Origin of the sequence: Nonomuraea sp. 10N515B (genome assembly GCF_052245915.1) — a bacterium.
Classification (GTDB): Bacteria; Actinomycetota; Actinomycetes; order Streptosporangiales; family Streptosporangiaceae; genus Nonomuraea.
The window spans coordinates 20544-37004 of sequence record NZ_JBQQBQ010000079.1; the positions used below are offsets into that span (position 1 = coordinate 20544).

10 protein-coding genes and 1 pseudogene are annotated in these 16461 nt (G+C 71.2%); 1 reads left to right on the top strand and 10 read right to left on the bottom strand.

The window, feature by feature from the left end; genetic code table 11:
• Positions 1 to 132: 132 nt before the first annotated feature.
• The 9 genes and pseudogenes from ACTWQA_RS52100 to ACTWQA_RS52140 all read right to left on the bottom strand — a co-directional run bounded on the left by ACTWQA_RS52100 (position 133) and on the right by ACTWQA_RS52140 (position 15098).
• Positions 133 to 1281, bottom strand: coding sequence for a TIGR02679 family protein (locus ACTWQA_RS52100; protein WP_443166251.1), 1149 nt, complete (start codon positions 1279 to 1281; stop codon positions 133 to 135).
• The gene (locus tag ACTWQA_RS52105) at positions 1274 to 5281 is read right to left on the bottom strand and encodes a TIGR02680 family protein (protein WP_443166252.1); all 4008 of its coding nucleotides are present in this window, start codon (positions 5279 to 5281) and stop codon (positions 1274 to 1276) included. Before ACTWQA_RS52105 ends, ACTWQA_RS52100 begins: the two co-directional genes overlap by 8 nt.
• Positions 5278 to 6618 (bottom strand): DUF2398 family protein, encoded by a 1341-nt coding sequence (locus ACTWQA_RS52110; protein WP_443166253.1) that lies wholly within the window; start codon positions 6616 to 6618, stop codon positions 5278 to 5280. Before ACTWQA_RS52110 ends, ACTWQA_RS52105 begins: the two co-directional genes overlap by 4 nt.
• On the bottom strand, positions 6615 to 8105 hold the full coding sequence (locus ACTWQA_RS52115; RefSeq protein WP_443166254.1) for a TIGR02677 family protein: 1491 nt from the start codon (positions 8103 to 8105) through the stop codon (positions 6615 to 6617). The genes ACTWQA_RS52110 and ACTWQA_RS52115 overlap by 4 nt, the downstream gene beginning before the upstream one ends.
• Positions 8106 to 8179: 74 nt before the next feature.
• Positions 8180 to 12721, bottom strand: coding sequence for a DEAD/DEAH box helicase (locus tag ACTWQA_RS52120; RefSeq protein WP_443166255.1), 4542 nt, complete (start codon positions 12719 to 12721; stop codon positions 8180 to 8182).
• A gap of 3 nt (positions 12722 to 12724) precedes the next feature.
• Positions 12725 to 14146, bottom strand: a complete 1422-nt coding sequence (locus ACTWQA_RS52125; RefSeq protein WP_443166256.1) for a hypothetical protein — start codon at positions 14144 to 14146, stop codon at positions 12725 to 12727.
• The gene (locus tag ACTWQA_RS52130; RefSeq protein ID WP_443166257.1) at positions 14146 to 14505 is read right to left on the bottom strand and encodes a hypothetical protein; all 360 of its coding nucleotides are present in this window, start codon (positions 14503 to 14505) and stop codon (positions 14146 to 14148) included. The genes ACTWQA_RS52125 and ACTWQA_RS52130 overlap by 1 nt, the downstream gene beginning before the upstream one ends.
• A 170-nt stretch (positions 14506 to 14675) precedes the next feature.
• Positions 14676 to 14900: pseudogene (locus ACTWQA_RS52135) on the bottom strand (family 43 glycosylhydrolase); the annotation flags it as partial.
• Between the two features lie 15 nt (positions 14901 to 14915).
• Complete coding sequence (locus ACTWQA_RS52140; RefSeq protein ID WP_443166258.1) at positions 14916 to 15098, bottom strand: hypothetical protein; 183 nt, start codon at positions 15096 to 15098, stop codon at positions 14916 to 14918.
• Positions 15099 to 15251: 153 nt separating this feature from the next.
• On the opposite strand from ACTWQA_RS52140, the gene ACTWQA_RS52145 reads away from it, so the two are divergent.
• Positions 15252 to 15935: a CAP domain-containing protein gene (locus tag ACTWQA_RS52145; protein WP_443166259.1), complete on the top strand. Its 684-nt coding sequence runs from the start codon at positions 15252 to 15254 to the stop codon at positions 15933 to 15935.
• A gap of 77 nt (positions 15936 to 16012) precedes the next feature.
• Here the strand turns inward: ACTWQA_RS52145 and ACTWQA_RS52150 are convergent, their stop codons facing one another.
• A complete protein-coding gene (locus ACTWQA_RS52150; RefSeq protein ID WP_443166260.1) occupies positions 16013 to 16150 on the bottom strand; it encodes a hypothetical protein in 138 nt (45 codons plus the stop codon).
• Positions 16151 to 16461: the final 311 nt, after the last annotated feature.

Below are 16461 nucleotides of genomic sequence, written 5' to 3' on the forward strand. Positions count from 1 at the left end.
CGATTCGCCCGCGCGCCAGGATGACTTGCAGTCCATCTCGGACGCGATGTGCATCCTGCTTGACGTGCATGGATGTGGTTTTCCGTCGCATTCATGCACTATGCCGCCGCATGAACACAGTAGGGCAGCCGTTCACGCAGTTCGCGTCAGGTCGGCGAGGAGTGCGGGGATGAGGCGTTCCTCCATAACAGCGCGGCCGGCGGCGGCCATCGCGTCGGCGAGGGCCTGGTCCCAGAGGCTGGCCGCGGGGCTGCCGGTGAGTGGGGTAGATTCGCCCAGCTCCAGCCCGGCGGAGTAGTCGGCCGCACCCATCCGCCAGGGGATCGCGCCGTGCCGCAGTTGGGCAGAGGCGAGGATGCGCAGCCCGGTCCAGTCGAAGTCGGCTCGCCAGCGCGGCCGGGTGCATGCGGTGAGCAGCTTGTGGCAGGCTGCCGAGGGGATCCCCTCGGTGCAGACCAGGGGGGCCGACGCCGTGCCGAGCTCGGCAGCGGCGGCGCGAAGGACCGCGGGGTTCTCGCAGACGAAGACCTCCTCGACGTCCGGCACGATCTCGTACTCGACCTGCTGCTGGAGGGTGAGGCGAAATGGGATGCCGTGCGCGGCGGCGTCATCGAGCCAGCGCGACACCACGGTGCCGCCGCGGGTCCTGACATTGAGCACGAGCACCTGGCTGGCCAGGTCGTCGACGATCACTCCGGCCGACTCCCACAGCTCGCGCGGCGAGAGCTCCCCGGACGTGCGCAGAGCGAGCGCGCGCAGCACCAGCGTGGCCAGCGGGCTGCCACGGCCGAGCGCCTTGGTGTCTCCTGTGGCAGCCTCGGCTAGCACCGGCAGCGGGACGAAGGACGCAGGAAGCAGGTCGAGCACGGCGCACGCCTGGCGGATCAGGTGGCCGTCACCGCGCCGGATGAGGCGGGTGAGGGTGCCGTCGGCGCTCATCGCGGCCAGCCAGTCGGCGAACCAGGGGGTTCCCACATGTTTGGAGGGGGTGGCCAGCAGGCCCTCCCTGGCTGCCTCCTCAGCAGCACGTTCCGCCGCTCTGTCCCTGACCTGGCCGCCCAGCGCCCGGAGCAGCCCGCCTGGGATCGCGGCGTCGAGGTCGGCCAGCGACACGGTGAGCCGTTTGACGCCTTCCGGGCGATAGATCCCGGTGATGCCGATGATGGCGCGCCGCTCATCGTCCGTGGGCGCGGTCAGCCCGATGGAGCCCTCCAGCGCTCCTCCGGTGCGCTCCAGGCGACGGCGAGCGGCCGTCAGGAGGCGGTCGGGGAGATCAACCAACGGGCACCCGCCGCATTCCGGGGGAGCCGAGCGCGGCGGTCAGCTCGCCGGTGTCGTCTGCAAGCAGCTCGGCTCCATCCCACACCAGCAGCAGGGCGCTGACCGTATGTTCGACGGGCGAGTGAGCCAGGTCGTAGTGGGCCGCGGCGGGCACGGCCGCGTGCGTGGCCCACAAGTCGTAGCCGGTCATGAACAGGTCGAGGTCGAACTGGGCGGCCAGGCCCATCAGCTCGCTGCGCCCCGTGTCGTCGACCCCGGCGAACGCCTCGTCCAGCGCGAGCAGCCGGGGAGCGTCAGGTCTGGCCGAGTTGAGCATGGCGTGGGCGGCGGCGAACAGGGGCAGGTGCAGCGAGACCGACTGCTCGCCTCCGGACAGGCGGCTGTGCTTGGCGCGGGTGAGCCGCTCTTCCGCGCCGCCGGGCCGTACGAGCTGGAAGGTGAACTGCCGCCAGCGGCGGTAGTCGAGAACCTTGGTGAGCAGCTCGCGGTAGGGCAGCTCGCGCTCGCGCGCCCTGGCGTTCTTGATCTGGGTGGCGAAGTGGGCGCGCATCCGGCTCAGCTCATCGGGACCGAGCCTGGCCGCGTCGGCGTCGAGCAGCCCGCAGACCGCCCGCTGCTCCTCCTCCAGGTTGTCGGCGAGCTGCCAGCTCACCCCGACCGTGGTGCCGGAGGACATCTTGCGCGAACGCATCTCTGTGTTCATCCGCCTGATCAGGTCTCGGGCATCGACCGTGCGGTCGTGAATCTGCTGAGCCAGCCGGGTGAGCAGCGCGTCCTCCAGGATGCGCTGCTCGGACTCGCTGAGCAGCTGCTGCTGGTCGCGGCGGGCCTCAGCCATCTTCGCGGCGAAGGCGCCCACAGGCAGCAGACCGTCCTCGTCGGCGACTCTGACCACGATCACCCCGTCGGCGCCGTCCCACTCCGGACGGTAGTCCTGTCCGGCGGCGGTGAGCTGCGCCTGCAGGTCGTCCAGCGCCTTGGTCAGGCGAGTGGTCGACTGCTTGAGCGAGATCTCGGTTGGTGTCAGGTCGCGGGTCACGGAGAGGATCGCCTCGTGTACGGCACGCACCGCGTCGGGCAGCTGCTCGCCGAGCCAGTCGGCCTCCTGCGCGGGCCAGGTCAGGCCTGGCGGACACTTGAGCACGTCGAGCAGCTCACGCTGGGCAAAGGGCGCGAGCCCTCTGGCCGTCTGGCGTTCTTCACCCGCCGCGACCTGCAAGGACTCTTGTGCGGCCGCCAGCCGGGCGCGGGCCGTGGCGGTCTCGGTGAGCGCCGTCCGCTCGGCGTTCCTGGCCGACTCGACCGCCCTGGACGCGGCCACGATGCCGCCTTCCGCCGCCTCGATCTCGGCCAGCACCTGGCTCGCCTCCGCGCCCATGGTCTGCTGGAGGACTTCCAGTCTGGCGGCCTCCTCGGTGTGCCGCAGCCGCGCCGTCACCGCGCTCTGCTCAGCGGCCGCCTCGTCGTCGGCCGCCGATTCCAGCCGCTCGGTGGCCTCCTCGACGGCCTCACGCTGCCGCGCCTCCTCGCGCCAGCGACCGGACAGCGCGGCCGCCGTGCTTTCGAAGCGCCGCAGGGCCTGCGCCACCTCCTCGACCTGCTCGGGGTCGAGCGCGTGCTCGGCTCCGGCCCTGCGTAGGGCCCGCTCGGTCGCGCCGCACGCGGCCACGGCCGCGTCGTAGCCGCTCTGCGCCTCGTCGGCGTTGTCCCTGGTGGCTCGCAGACGACCGGCTGCCCCCTGGTGCTCGTGCAGGGCGGCCGCGATCGGCCCGGTCCTGGGCAGCGCGGCGCGCGCCGCATCGATGGATTCCAGCGCCGACTCGGCGCCTGCCCGCTGCCGGTCAAGACCGGTGATGGTGTCGCTCAGCTCAGCCAGCTTGGCGTCACATTCTGCAAGACGTACGGCACGGCGGCGCGCCCGAGCGGTGGCTCCGACATATTCGGCGTGCTCCTTGTGATGGGCGCCGACCTGGATACCCTGTGCGAACCGCCCGTCGGGAGTGATCGTCGGACTCTGCCCGCCGAGCGAGACGGAACGCAGGATCGCGGTGATCCGCTCAGGGGAGACCGGCGTGCCCTCCTCGGGAACCAGCAACTCGGCAAGGCTGGGCGTGACCGGGACGCCAGGCTCCAGGTAGCCCTCGGAATCCCCGGCCGCCACGCTCACAGGCGTCGGGGTCACCCACGCGTCGAGCAGGTTGGCCGCCTCCAGCGCCGCCTCGACCGCTGTGGCCTGCTCGGGTGACACGTGATCGGCGAACCTGACCAGCCGCCACAGCGGTGCACCTGCCTTGGCCTCGCGGGGAGCCGTACGAGCTGCGCAGGGCAGCGGCGCGTCATCGTGCTCCGCCGCGATCCGCGCTCGCTCGGCGCCGACCCGCGCGCGCTCGTCCTCCGCAGCGGACCGCTCCGCGCGCAGCCGCGCGAGGGTGTCACGCAGATCCTGTGCGGCAGCCGCCGTCAGCCCCGCGAACACCATGTCGAGTCCGGGAGCATCCGGCTCACCCACCCGCTCAAGCGCCGCCTCCAGGGGTGCGACGTCGAAGCGATGGTGCTCGGCCCAGGAGGCGAGCTGCTCCCTGGCGTGATCGCGTGCCTCGGCCACCGCCTGCGCCGCCTCGGCCTCGGCGGCCTCCGCCCTGGCGAGCGCGGTCATGGCCTGATCGAGCGCCACCTTGGCCAGGTCGCGTGCCTGCTCGGCCTTCTGCACCGTGGCGAGCGCCTCGCGGACTGCCCGCAGATCGCCTGCCCTGGCGGCGACCCGGCTGCCCACTCGATCGGCGAAGCCGCCGCGCTCAGCGTCGCCGGGACTCCAGAGGATGCCAGCGGCGGCTGCCTCGGCCGCCAGGTCGGCTGAGGTGCGGGAGACCGCCGCCGCCAGCTCGGTCAGGTCGCGTTGGGCCGAGGACAGCTGGACGCGGGCCTTCTGCGTGGTGGCGGCCCGGCGTTCCAACTCGGTGACGACGGTGGCGGCCGTCTCCGCGCATGTCCTGACCAGCCGCTCGAGGTCGGCGAGCTGCTCGACGGCCTGGTAGGCGGCGCTGCTCCTGAGCTGCTCCAGCCGGGCGCGCAGGCCGGCCAGCGTCTCCTCGGCCGCCACCATGGCCGCCTCGGCCTCCGCCTGCTGCCGCTCGGCTGCGGTCAGCGTGCGCGTGGCGGCCTCGAGCGCTCCCCGGTGAGTTGCGACGTCGTCGCGGCGGCGGGTCAGCGCGTCGGCCGCCCAGCGCGAGTGCGTGCGCAGGTAGGTGGTGTAGCTGGACAGGAACGCCTGCGTCGCCTCGTCGGCGGCGATCAACCCCTCCAGGGTCCGCGCCACGCTCTCCATGTCGTCGAACGAGCGGGCCGCCTCGGCGATCAGTTCGTCGTCGATGGGACGCAACCCGTCGGTGAGGGTGTCGGACAGCTTGCCCGGGTCGAGGTTCTTGGCCAGCTGCGGGCGGCGCAGCGTCAGGATCAGCGTGATCAGCTGCTCGTAGCGCTCCCTGCCCAGGCCGAACAGCCGCTGATCGATCGCGTGCCGGTAGTCGGTCGGTGAGGCGGTGAGCGCATGCTCGCCCAGCTCCTCGACGAGCTGCTTCCTGGTCATCGGCCGGTCGTCGGGTGTGAGCAGCGAGAAGTCCTCGCCGACGCGGCCTTCGGCGACGAAGTGCCAGCGCACCGGGGCGTCGCGGTGGCGCTGGGCGTGCAGGCCGATGCCCACGGTGACGGCCTGGCCGGTGTCGCGGTGGCGCAGCTCGAGCCAGACGTAGCCGAGCGCGGTGTCCTGTCCGCGGAAGAGCAGGTTGGACTTCATCGTCCGGTCCTCTGAGGCGAACGGGTTGAGCCGTTTGGGGTCGATCCGCCCGTCGAGCACGAACGGGAAGAGCACCTCCAGCGCCTTGGTCTTGCCCGAGCCGTTGGGGCCGCGCAGGATCAGCCAGCCGTTCGCGAAGGTGAACTCCTCATCCCGGTAGTCCCACAGGTTGATGATCCCGGCCCGGGTGGGCACGTAGCGCGTCACGATGTTTCCTTGGTGGGTCGTGGCTTGATTTCGGCCGTCGTGGCCCGGTAGCGGGCCAGCAAGGGGAGCGCGAGCACGCCGCCCTCGACGCGGGCGACGAGCCCGAGCGCCGACAGCAGGCGTAGAGCCTCACGCAGCAGCCGGTCGGGGTCGCCGCGCCAGGCGACGGCGAAGGCGGAGCCATAGGTGCTCATGAGGTCCTTCATCGCGCCCTTCAGCCACGCGTCGGTGAGGAACGGGTAGAGCGCGCTCTCGGCGGGCTCGGGCTCGGGCTCGGGCTCGGTGCCAGGCTCCGCCACGGTGAGCTCGGCCACCACGCCTCGGAGTGGCAGACCCGCGTCGATCCTCGCGGCACTGGCCTCGGTGCGCTCGGCCGCGGTCGGCGCGGGCATCGTCGGTAGCGTTCCCTTCGCGACCTGCGCGGCGATGCGCGTGGACAGCAGCAGCGCGGCCTGGGACGGGGTGCCGCCGCTGGGGAAGCGGATGTCGGACAGGCGGCCCGAGGTGTCGATCAGGGCCAAGCCCTCTGCGCGGCGCTCCACCGCCTGCCCGATCAGCCGCTCGAGGTCCTCGGCCAGGCCGGGGTGGCGCAGCTGGCCGCGCAGCGACTCGCTGACGTCGGCGTAGTAGACGACGGGCCGCTCGAGCACCAGCCGCCTGGCCTTGCGCGCGGCGGCCTCGCGGATGCGGTGCACGCCCTGCACGAGGCCGCGATCGGTCTCCAGCAGCCCGGTCACCGAGCCCAGATGCTGCAGCACCCGGCTCGGCCGGTAGATCGCGAAGACGACCTCACGGTCGATGTCGTAGAGCGCCTCGGCCCGGTCCGGACTGCTGGCCCAGTCGGCGGCGGAGCCGTCGGCCAGCGCCAGCGCGCCGCGCTCGGTCAGCCAGGTCACCGCGTCGACGAAGGCGTCTCTGTCGGGTTTGCGCTCGGTGTCGAGGCCCAGGCCGTCGATCCTGGTCGCGTCGGCGGCGACGGCCTCGGCCAGCTCGCTGAGCGCGATCTGGGTGCCTGATCGACCCAGAGCCGCCAGCGTGAGCACCAGGTAGGCGTATCTGCGCCGGTCGAAGGGCCGGTCGGTCCTGGTCATGGCAGGACGGGTGAGATCGAGGTCGTCCTGCGCCCGCAACAGCCGCGCGGTGTTGGCCGTGGTCACCAGGCGGTAGCCGAGCAACTCGTGCAGGTCGGTGCGCAGCTGGGCGGCCCACCGGCGGACCAGCGGCAGCGCCGCCCTGTTCGGATGGACCTCGGTGATCAGCGGATGGGCCAGCAGCAGCCGGACCGCCCGCTGGTAGTCGGCCAGCTCAAGCGGGCTCACCTGCTCAGCGACACTCACCTCGACACCTCCAGCCGCATGCCATTCAGGTGCAGGCGCCCGCGTACGGTCCGCACGGTGGTGGAGCCCTCGCAGGGGTGAAGCGTCAGCCGTACGCCATGGGCGGAGCCGCCCGCGGTGACCCGGCGGCTGGTCGCCACCCGGGAGCTGAGTGCGTGATCGAGCAGGCTCAGCAGAGTGACGGTCTCAGGCTCGTCGAGCACCCGCTCGTAGACGCCGTCTCCGGCCAGCGAGGCGGCCGCGTCGCGCCGCTGCCTGGCCAGCTTGAGCTGCTCGGCGCGCAGCCACTGCCGCTGGGCGTCGTTGCGCTCGATCCTGGCGGTGGCCCCGGACATGCGTGGCTCCCTGCCTGCCTCGACCAGCCCTCTGGCCAGGCGCACAGGCTCCGCGTCCCACCAGGACCGCCGCGCCGGGATCAGCTCGGGATCCTCGTGTGTGACCGACAGGTGCCGCGGGCCCCCCAGGTCGAAGACGGCCTGGAACAGGCCGTGCGCCGCCTCGTCGTCGGGGCACGAGGTGAACCACTGCGCCAGGTGCCGCAGCTGGCTCTCCCTGCTCACTCCGCCCCTGCGCGCCTCGGTCACCCGGCGCAGCAACGCGAGCACGTTGGCGATCGCGGTGACGGTCGCGCTCTGCAGCCGCTCGGCCTCGCTGTGCACGCCGTCGCCGAACCAGTGGGTCAGGCCCGCCCAGCGCTGCCGCCAGTCATCCTCCCGCTCGCCGGGCGCGCGGAAGATCCGGTCGTCGGCCGCGACCGCGTGCGCGATCAGCCGGTCCACTCCGGTATCCGCCACCTCATGGACCGCTCGCGCCAGCCGGGGCGTGAACCTGGCCAGCTCGGCGGTGAACTCGCGCATATGGGTGAGCAACGAGTCCTTGTGCGACAGGAACACCTCTGGCCTGGTGTCGTTGGTGCGGGCCAGGTCGCCCAGCATCAGGTAGAAGCGGGCGGCCCGCTGCGCCATGTCGCCGAGGACGTGGTCCAAGCGGCTGAGCTTGCGATAGACCTCGTCGCCGTCACCGCTCCTGTTGGCCTCGGCCAGCGCCTCCAGGTCGGCCAGAATGTCGGGGAAGATCAGCCTGGACAGCTGGGCGTCCTCCAGCCTGGCCCCGAGCACCTCCTCCACCGCGCGATAAGCGCGATAACCCGCCTGAGTGAACTGGTAGATGTAGTGCCTGTTGCGGTATTCGGCCAGGTTGGCCGCCCTGGTGCCGTCGTAGCTGCGGTCAAGCAGCTGCCAGTCGTTCAGCGAGTCGAGCAGCGACTGCACATCGCCCACCTCTGGGGCGCCGAGCTCGTCAAGCAGATCGCGTACGCCGGAGGCGTGCAGCAGCACCTGGTAGTTGGCCCGCCCGCGGTCGAAAGCACGCAGCACCCACAGGTATTCCAGGCGCTTCTCCGCCGCGGCGAAGTGGAACAGCCGCATCCGGTCGTCGAGCGTGAACGCGTCGATCCCGAACGCGCCAGGTGCGTCTTCGAAGTTCACTGGTCCCATCCGGCTCTCAGGAGGTCTCAAGGCTCATCCAGCATGGCGTACACGACCGACAACTCCGCGCGGCGTCATCGGTTCTGGAGCGATGCGGAGGCCTGCACCCGCAGGTCGCGCAGTCCGCCCAGGACGTGCAGGGCCGCGCCGCGGCTCAGCTCGTCGTGGTGGCGTTCGTTGCGCCGCGTACGCAGGCAGCCGTAGCAGGAGGTCTCGGTGCCGCAGTCGCACGAGGCGACCCGCCGCAGCGCCGCCTCGACGACCACGTCGAGCGCATCGGCCACGCGCAGCGCCGCGCCTGCGCCGCCGGGCACCGTGTCGAAGACGACCAACCCGGTTCGCCCGTCGGCGCCGGGGTTGACCGCACCGTCGAGGTCGTTCCTGCTGATCTCCATCCCGTCGGCCGCCCCTTCGAGCAGGGCGTACAGGGAGGAACGCCAGTGAGCGGCGGAGATCAGCCCCGGCGCCTCGAAGCGCAGCTCGGCCAGGTCGGTCTCGAAGCTGTGAGCCAGGGACCGCCAGCGCAGCGGCCCCGTGCACTCGCCCTGCCGCAGCGGGTTGACGTGCGACTTGGCCGTCTTGCCCCGGTTCGGCGTGCCCCAGCCGCACCAGTCGCAGATCAGGAAGCCGCTTCCGGCCGGTCCTTCCGACAGCATGACCAGCCGTCCGCGCGACCCCGACCTGCACCACACCGACGCCCCGCTGGAGGAGGTCCACCGGCGCTCGGCCAGTTCCTCGCCGAGCGAGACGATGTGAGTGGAGCCGTGCCAGGCGCTCCTCGGCGGCGCGGTCCCCGGTTTCGCGGTCCGGTGGTCGGCGACGAAGCCGAACTCGGGCACGTAGTACTGGCGCGGCGCGCCCTCGCCCGCGCTGCCGCACGCCGGGCAGGCCGCCTCCAGCGTCTCGTCGCCCTCGCGGTAGTGCTGGCAAGTACGGCAGACCGCGTAGGTGCGGCTGATCAGCTCCCGCCCCGGCAGCCGGTAGACACCTGCGGAGCGCCAGAGCACGCCGCCCGCCACCACCTCGGAGCCAGGGGCGTACTCGTAGATCGCGGTGGACAGGTCCCTGCTCAGCTCCAGCCTGGCGCCCACCTGGCTGTCGCAGTGCGCGGTACGCAGCTCGACGCTGTCGACGGGGAAGCCGTATTTGGGCAGCACGTTCCTGTTGGCGAGGTAACCGATCAGGGATCGGCGGGTCAGCGTGTTGATTGTTCGCTCGTAGCGGGCGGCCAGATCGCTGCGGCGCTTGTCGAAGGCTTCCTTCCTGCGTTCCTCGAAGGCCTCGATGTCTGCCGCGAGCTCCAGCCGTACCTGCTCGAGCAGGTCTGCGAGGTCGCGCACCCACGCGCCCGAGTCGACGCCGATCTGCACCTGCACCGGCGCGGGCAGCACCCTGCGCAGCGAGCAGAGCACCCCGTCGGGCACCGGCGTGAGATAGGCCTTGACCTGCGCGCTCGCGCCGGACAGGAAGAAGCCGCCGGCCGTCTTCCACACCACGCCCGAGCTCTCCTTGGCGTCCCTGAAGAAGGCGGCCAGCGCCACGGAGTGCGCGTGCCGCCGGTCGATGCGGTCGTTGCCGAGCGGCACGTACGGCGCGCGCACCCGCCCGGCGATCATCGCCTCCGGCTCCTGGTAGCGGGACAGATCGTGCGAGCGCCGCTGAGCGTAGGTCAGCACCAGCGCGGCCGAGTCGGTGCGCCGCCCTGCTCGCCCGGCCCGCTGGATGTAGTTGGCGGTGGCCGGCGGCATGTTGCGCAGCATGACCGCCTGCAGCTCGCCCACGTCGACGCCCAGCTCGAAGGTGGTCGAGCAGGACAGCACGTTGACTTCGCCGCGCAGGAACCGCTGCTGGATGTCGGCGGCCTCCAGCCCGGTCCACTGGGCGGTGTGCTCCCTGGCCAGCAGCGGCACCGGCGCCATGGAGCGGTACAGCATCCGATGGTGATCGTCGAGGTCGGGTTCCGCCGGCGCGAGGGTGCCCGCGCAGCCGAGCGTGGGACAGACTCCGCGCACGGTGACGGCGCTGATCCTGCGGCACAGGCCACACCGGTGGATCGCCCCGGCCGCCGACAGCTTCAGCCAGGTGTGATCGAGCTGGAAGACCTGGCCGAGCCTGGGCAGAGCCGCCGAGCTCAGCCAGCCGTCGCGCAGCGAGGTGAGCAGCCTCCAGCAGCCGTCGAGGATCTCCCGCGCGTCCGCCTCGGACCCGAGCGCGGCCAGTACCCTGCGCAGGTAGTCGAGCCGGCGGTTGACGCCTCGCGTCGGCAGCCAGCTGAGCACCTTGAGCCTGGCCTCGGCGCCGTCGCCGCGCACGTAGATCGGACCACGGCGGGGATCGAACAGCTCGTCGCGCGGATCGACCTCCTCCGGCATGGTCAGCGCGCCCTGCTGGCGCAGCGAGCGGGCCAGCTCGCCCAGCAGCGACCAGCATTCCTCCGGGCTCAACCCCAGCTCCAGCAGGGGTGCGGGCAGCCGCCAGCCCGGCTCCCTGTCGAGCTCGACCCGCAGCAGCCCGAGCCCCTCCAGCGACTGGCGTTCGTCCATGGCCACCAGTTCGCGCATCACCCACAGCGCCACCGTGCGCCGCCGCTGCTGGCGCGAGGCGCGGCGCTCGAACACGCCCGCGTCCCCGGCCGCCCCGACTACCTCATCCACCAGGTCGTCGACGGTGGCGTCGTCGTCGCGGCGTACGGCGCGGCCCAGACCGTCAAGGATCAGCTTGCGCTGCTGGATCTGGGCATAACTCGACTCCAGGTAGGGAGCGAAGTAGGCGGCGGCCTGACGGCTGTCGCTGAAGGTCAGCAGCTTGCGCCCGCCGCCCGGCCGGTCCTCCTGCTCCGGCATGGGCGGCAGCGCCTGGTAGAGCGTCGTGGCCAGGACCGCGGCCGCGGCCTCGTTACCGCTCTCGAACAGGCGGATCATCCCGGCGCCGCGGGCCCCGCAGGCCAGGCAACCGCTGGGCGAGCTGGCCTTGGTCTTCAGCCGGCGTACCGGACGCAGCGCGCCGCCGGCGCAGCAGGGGCCCTGCGCAGTCGCGTGGAGGGCGCCGCACCTGCCGCACAGGAAGGCGTCCTGCGCCTCGGTCTCCGGCCCCTCCTCCAGGGTCTCGTCGTCCTCGTCGGCCAGCTCGGGCGTGTCGCCGAGCAGCAGCCAGACCCTGGACTCCATCCCGCTCACCCTGGGGGTGAACCGCCGACCGGCCGGCTCGACCGCGCCCATCAGGTGGACCGCGCCGCAGCGCTTGCACGCGCCGAACTCGAAGACGGCGCTGGAGCAGGTGGGACAGCTCTCATGACGGCCGAGCGCGACGTGCGGGCCGGTCAGGCAGGTGAAGGCGCCCTCGGTGGCCCGGGCGAACAGGTGATAGCGAGCCGACAGCACCGGACTGCCCGCGCCGTCGGTGATCCGCGCGCCCACTGCCACTAGCGCGGCCAGCGCCTCGTCCGGCTCCTCCTGCTCTTCGAAGATCAGCCGGGCCAGTTCGGCGATGGGCTTCGGTCCGGCCGCGAGGCTGCCGCGAAGGGTGGCCATCGCGTGCTCGTGGGCGAGAGCCGTACCCGCGTGCGACATCCCGGAGCGGCGGACCAGCTCGGCCGCCGGATCCTCGCTCACGGCCAGCTTGCGGTAGTCGGCTGCGGTGAGCGGCCCCCAGAACGGCCCGGATGGCATCTCCACCCGGGTGGCGGTCACCAGGTCGGCATCGTCGAACGGCGCGTCGAACAGTCTCGCGGCGAAGTCCAGAACAGCCGCGCCCTCGTCGCCGACCGTGGCGCTGGTCGCGATGGCCTGCAGCCTGCGCCCGGGCGCCACCCGGTCACGCAACCGGCGCAGCAGCATCCCGAGCTCCTCGGCCCTGGCGCCGTCGTACACATGCGCCTCGTCCAGCACCACGAACCGCCACCGCTCGGCGTGCTCGAAGAGCTCCAGGTCGTCGGGGCGGAGCAGCAGGTATTCCAGCATCGCGTAGTTGGTGAGCAGCAGATGCGGGGGAGTGGCCCGCATCTCCTCGCGGCTGAGCAACTCGTTGGGCAGCCGGGGCCGGCCGGGATTGAGCTCCTCGAAGAGAGCAGCACCTTGCTGGGCCCGCTCAGGGGTGTCGCCCGTGTAGCGGCCGAAGGTGATCTGCGGCGCGGCGGCGAGCAGGTCCCGCAGCCGTTTGAGCTGGTCGTTGGCGAGCGCGTTCATCGGGTAGAGCATCAGCGCCCGCACCCCGGGCGGCGGGTCGCCCTCGGCGGTCAGCGCGGACAGGATCGGCAGCAGGAAGCTCTCCGTCTTGCCCGAGCCGGTGCCGGTTGCCACCACGAGGTTCCGGCCTGTCGCCGCCTTGCGCAGCGCCTGCTCCTGATGCAGATAGAGCGGCCGGTCCAGCGGGAGCGCCCTGCTGCCGAGCGTGGCGAAGGCGGGATCCAGCACCCGCTGGCCGATCAGCTCGCGCAAAGTCGCGCCCGTCCGGTAGGGCGGGGTGGCCTCAAGCAGGGGCCCTTTGGTCAGCAGCGGACTGGCCTCGATCTGCTCCGCGAGCGCCTCGGCGATCGCAGGCTCGCGCACGGGCAGCAGCGAGCGCAGGTAGCGCCGGTAGGTGCCGGTGATGAGCGCGCTGGTGGCGAGGGGATCCATGGGTCAATCGTTGCAGAGCCATGGATCTGGTGTGGCTCGTTGCGGAGGAGACATTGTGGCCAGAGTAGTGTTCCGTACCCGCAGAGTGATCTCACCGTGCGCCAGCACGGTGTCCCGCAGGCGCACGAGCGGATAGTCGCCGCGGGCGTGCGCGGTCAACTCCTGTACGGCGCCGTCGCCCGCGATCACCTCGATGGGCGGCTTGGTCAGGCCGGGCACGTCCAGCCGCAGCCACCGATGTTCCGGCGTCAGGCGGGGTGGCGCTGTGTGCCACTGCTGATCCACGCGCACCCGCATGTGCGGTGGGCGCACGGTGAGCGCCAGCGGGCGCCCGGACGCCACGCAGGTGAGCGGGCGCGTCGTCTGCGCGGCGGTGAAGGTGAGCGCCTGCGGCGTCGCTGTCAGCCCAGGACCGGTGTGGAAGGACACGTCCGCCGGAGCCAGCCCGTCTCCCTCGAACAGCCGGATCGGCGGGTCGTAGCGGACCCGCAGCCCCTCGACGATGGTGACAGTGTGCCGTTTGGGCCGGCCATCCGCACCCGAGACCGTCACGGTAAAGGTCCCGAGTAAGGGCCTGGGCAGGAGAGCCCACGGGTCGGCGGGGTCGGCTCGCTGTGCTGTACCGCCCGACCGTCCCACCGTGACCCGCCAGTCACCCCGTGGCAGCCACAGGGCAGGCAGCCCAGCCAGTACGGCGGAGCCGTCCGGTGTGCTGACGCCGCCGATGGCCTCCCCCGGGAGCAGCCGTGGCCCGGCCTTGCCCCGCACCGGCCTCCTGCGGCCGTCGGCCCCAGATGAGGCCGCAGCCAGCCAGCTCCCACCCTCCAGCGAGACCAGCGCCAGCCGCCAGTGCTCCCAGCCAAAGGGCAGCAGGCCCTCGGCGATCGTGCGCAGCGGGCCATCTGAGGTCAGCACGCCGTCGCGGCGATGAGCGACCCAGACCGGACCGGGTGGCAGGTCCCCGGTCAGCTCGCGGCCGTCCTCGGCGAAGACGAGCAGGTCCTCTCCCTCCGGCCCGGAGATGCCCCCGCCGAACGGGTCGAGGAGGCGCCGGGGAGGCTCCGGCACCGGTCGTCCGGCATGCAGCATGATCGATTGGGTGGCGGTGGCCTCACGCGGCAGCCCAAAGACGTCCAGCGCGGCCAGGAAGGCCTTACCCCAGCCGGCTGCGTTGCCCCGGCGCTTGGTGGCCACCCTCCAGCGAGGCCAGAACGCCTCGCCGGCCGCCGCCATGTGGGTGAGCGAGACCGCCACGCAGGCCGGCCAGCGGACGGCGACCTCTTCATGGCCGTAGACGTGCCCGAGCGCTTCGGCCGCCGCCGTCGCCATCTCCTCGGGAACGTCGGCTTCCGACACCAGCGACAGCTGACGCAGTTGCGCGGCCCACTGCCGTTCGAGCAGGTCGAGGAGGGCGATGAACGGCATCACCGGCGTTCCGGCACCCAATGGGTCCGGTAAGCGCGCTCCAAACCTCGATCTCCGGTCTTGGAGAAGCGCAGCGGACGGCGATCGCGGGTGCGTGAAAGGTAGACGGTCTCGCTCGGTCTCAGCTCACGGGCCTGAGCCCAGCGGCGCAGGATGCGCAACGCGCTGGACAGCTTGCCGAGGTTGGCGTCGACGATCTTCTCCAGATACGGCACGCGGGCGCGCCGCCAGTGCTCGATCCCGCCGGGGGTGAGCCAGCCCATCCCGGCGAGCACGCCGATGGGGTCCACGAACCCCTGTGCGTCCAGCGCGGCCTCGGCCGCCTGCGCGACTCGGGATTCCAGCGGGGTGGAGAGCATGACCACTTATCCTAGACGCGGTAGTGAAGAGGCTCAGCAGCCTCTGGGAGTCCAGGACGACGTTTCGACGTGCTCGATCACGCCCGGCAGCGGGTCCGAGACAGTCGGACCAGAAAGTGATGAGGCCGAGGCATGAGCTTCTCGGCAGAGACTCACGACCGATCGAGAGATCAGCAGAGATCGACGTCGATGAACTTGCGGTAGGTGACGTACCAGGTGTCCGTGCCGGGCGCGCGGACCACCGAGTGGTGGCCGGTGCCCTTGATCCCAAGATCCAGCCGCTTCTGCAGCACGACGCCGCGCTTGGTCCACGGCCCGAGCGGTGTGGAGCCGGTGGCGTAGGCGCCCCGGTAGTCCTCGCTGCGGGTCTCGTTCTCCGACCACATGAAGTAATAGGTGCCGTTGCGGTTTCATACGAACGGCGCCTCGTTGTACCCGGACGGCGTGATCGTGCGTACCTGTGCCGGATCGAACGAGATCGCGTCGAAGTGCCGCCCGACCTGCTTGTACAGCGGTGACCTGTGGACCAGCCCGCCGGGTGGGACCGGCGCGGGGAGGCCGGCGGCCGCGAACGCCTCACTTGTCCAGGACACTGCTGATCGCCCGCGACGACGAATCCGCGAGAGGCGTGCGCCAGGACAACGAGGCGGGCAGAACGCTGGCCAGTGATTAGGTAGGGGCTACTCATGACAGGGTCAGCGGTCGGGTCGCACCCTCAGGGAAGTGAGCGACCCTGAGGAGCACTGATGACCTTCACGACCAAGACGGCGACGGTCACGCTTGCCACCGCGCTGGCCGTCACCCCCCTGGCGGTCGGCGGCACCGCCGCCTCGGCCGGCACCACCCGCACCGCTGTGGAGGCGTCCTGCGCCTTCGCCGACAACACGGTGCGGACCCACCGGTGGTACCGGCTGCGCAACCCGGACTGGAGCGCGAGCAGGGTGCAGGCCGCTGTCACGCTGAATGAGGCGTTCGCGGGCAACGCGATGCGCTGTCTGATCAACGCGGAGCGCAAGAAGGCCGGGCTGCCGGCGCTCCAGCAGAGCTATCGCCTTTTCAAGGCCGCCGACTCGCTCGTGAAAGAGGCCAAGCGCCTCAAGTGGTGGATCGACGACCCCAAAGACCCGAAGAACAAAGAGTGGCATATCCACCCGCAGACCAAGTGGGAAGTCGGGCAGCGTGCCAAAGCTGCCAACTACTGCCCGACCGGCACCTGGATGGTCGGGGAGAACGTCTACGCCGACTGGGACAGCGGAGCCACCGCGCGCACGGCGGTGCGCTGGTGGATGAACAGCAAGGAACACCACGACACCATCATGAGCCGGGAATTCACCCACGTCGGCACCTCGATCAGGCAAGGCGCCGCCAGGCCGAACATCACCTCCGACCACACCATGGTCACCACACAGGTCTTCGGCTTCTGCCGCTGACCACCACCGACGGGAGGTGGCAGCCACGTCCCGGCCGCCACCTTCCGTTGGTGCGGCACGCGGCCGCGGGGTGCTCCTCAGGGTGAGGGGGCCGCTGGTGCGGTGCCATGGAAGAAGACCCTGGCCACATGACGCAGTTCCGCGTCTGCCTCCTTGCACGCGTCCTCCGCGTCGAGCGGGTCTCGTTGGGCGAGCTGGACTCCAAGCTCGAGCACGAGCGGCTCCGCCCCCTCGCCTCGGTCGACGGTGAAGGTGATCCCCTGAGCCTGGGTTGGGTTTGCGAGGCTTCTGTCGAGCCGGCCGGGTCGCCGCCTTGGCGAACAACTTCGCCTGCAGCGGCCAGCGGCATAGACACTGCTCATCGATCTCGGCGTGCTTCCCGATCTCAGCCAGCTCCGACCTCGGCTATTCAGCCGGTATTTCGTTCTGAAGATCGATAACTAAAAGAAGGTGCCTCCGACCTGCGATGATCTGACTGCTGAGATCATGAACATCGCACAGAACGGACGCACCTTCCGGGTGAACG

What these genes read in the sequence shown, in the direction of transcription:
- ACTWQA_RS52130 (WP_443166257.1), bottom strand. Translation starts at nt 14,505, where the DNA reads ATGCTCTCCACCCCGCTGGAATCCCGAGTCGCGCAGGCGGCCGAGGCC.
- ACTWQA_RS52125 (WP_443166256.1), bottom strand. Translation starts at nt 14,146, where the DNA reads ATGCCGTTCATCGCCCTCCTCGACCTGCTCGAACGGCAGTGGGCCGCG.
- ACTWQA_RS52120 (WP_443166255.1), bottom strand. Translation starts at nt 12,721, where the DNA reads ATGGATCCCCTCGCCACCAGCGCGCTCATCACCGGCACCTACCGGCGC.
- ACTWQA_RS52145 (WP_443166259.1), top strand. Translation starts at nt 15,252, where the DNA reads ATGACCTTCACGACCAAGACGGCGACGGTCACGCTTGCCACCGCGCTG.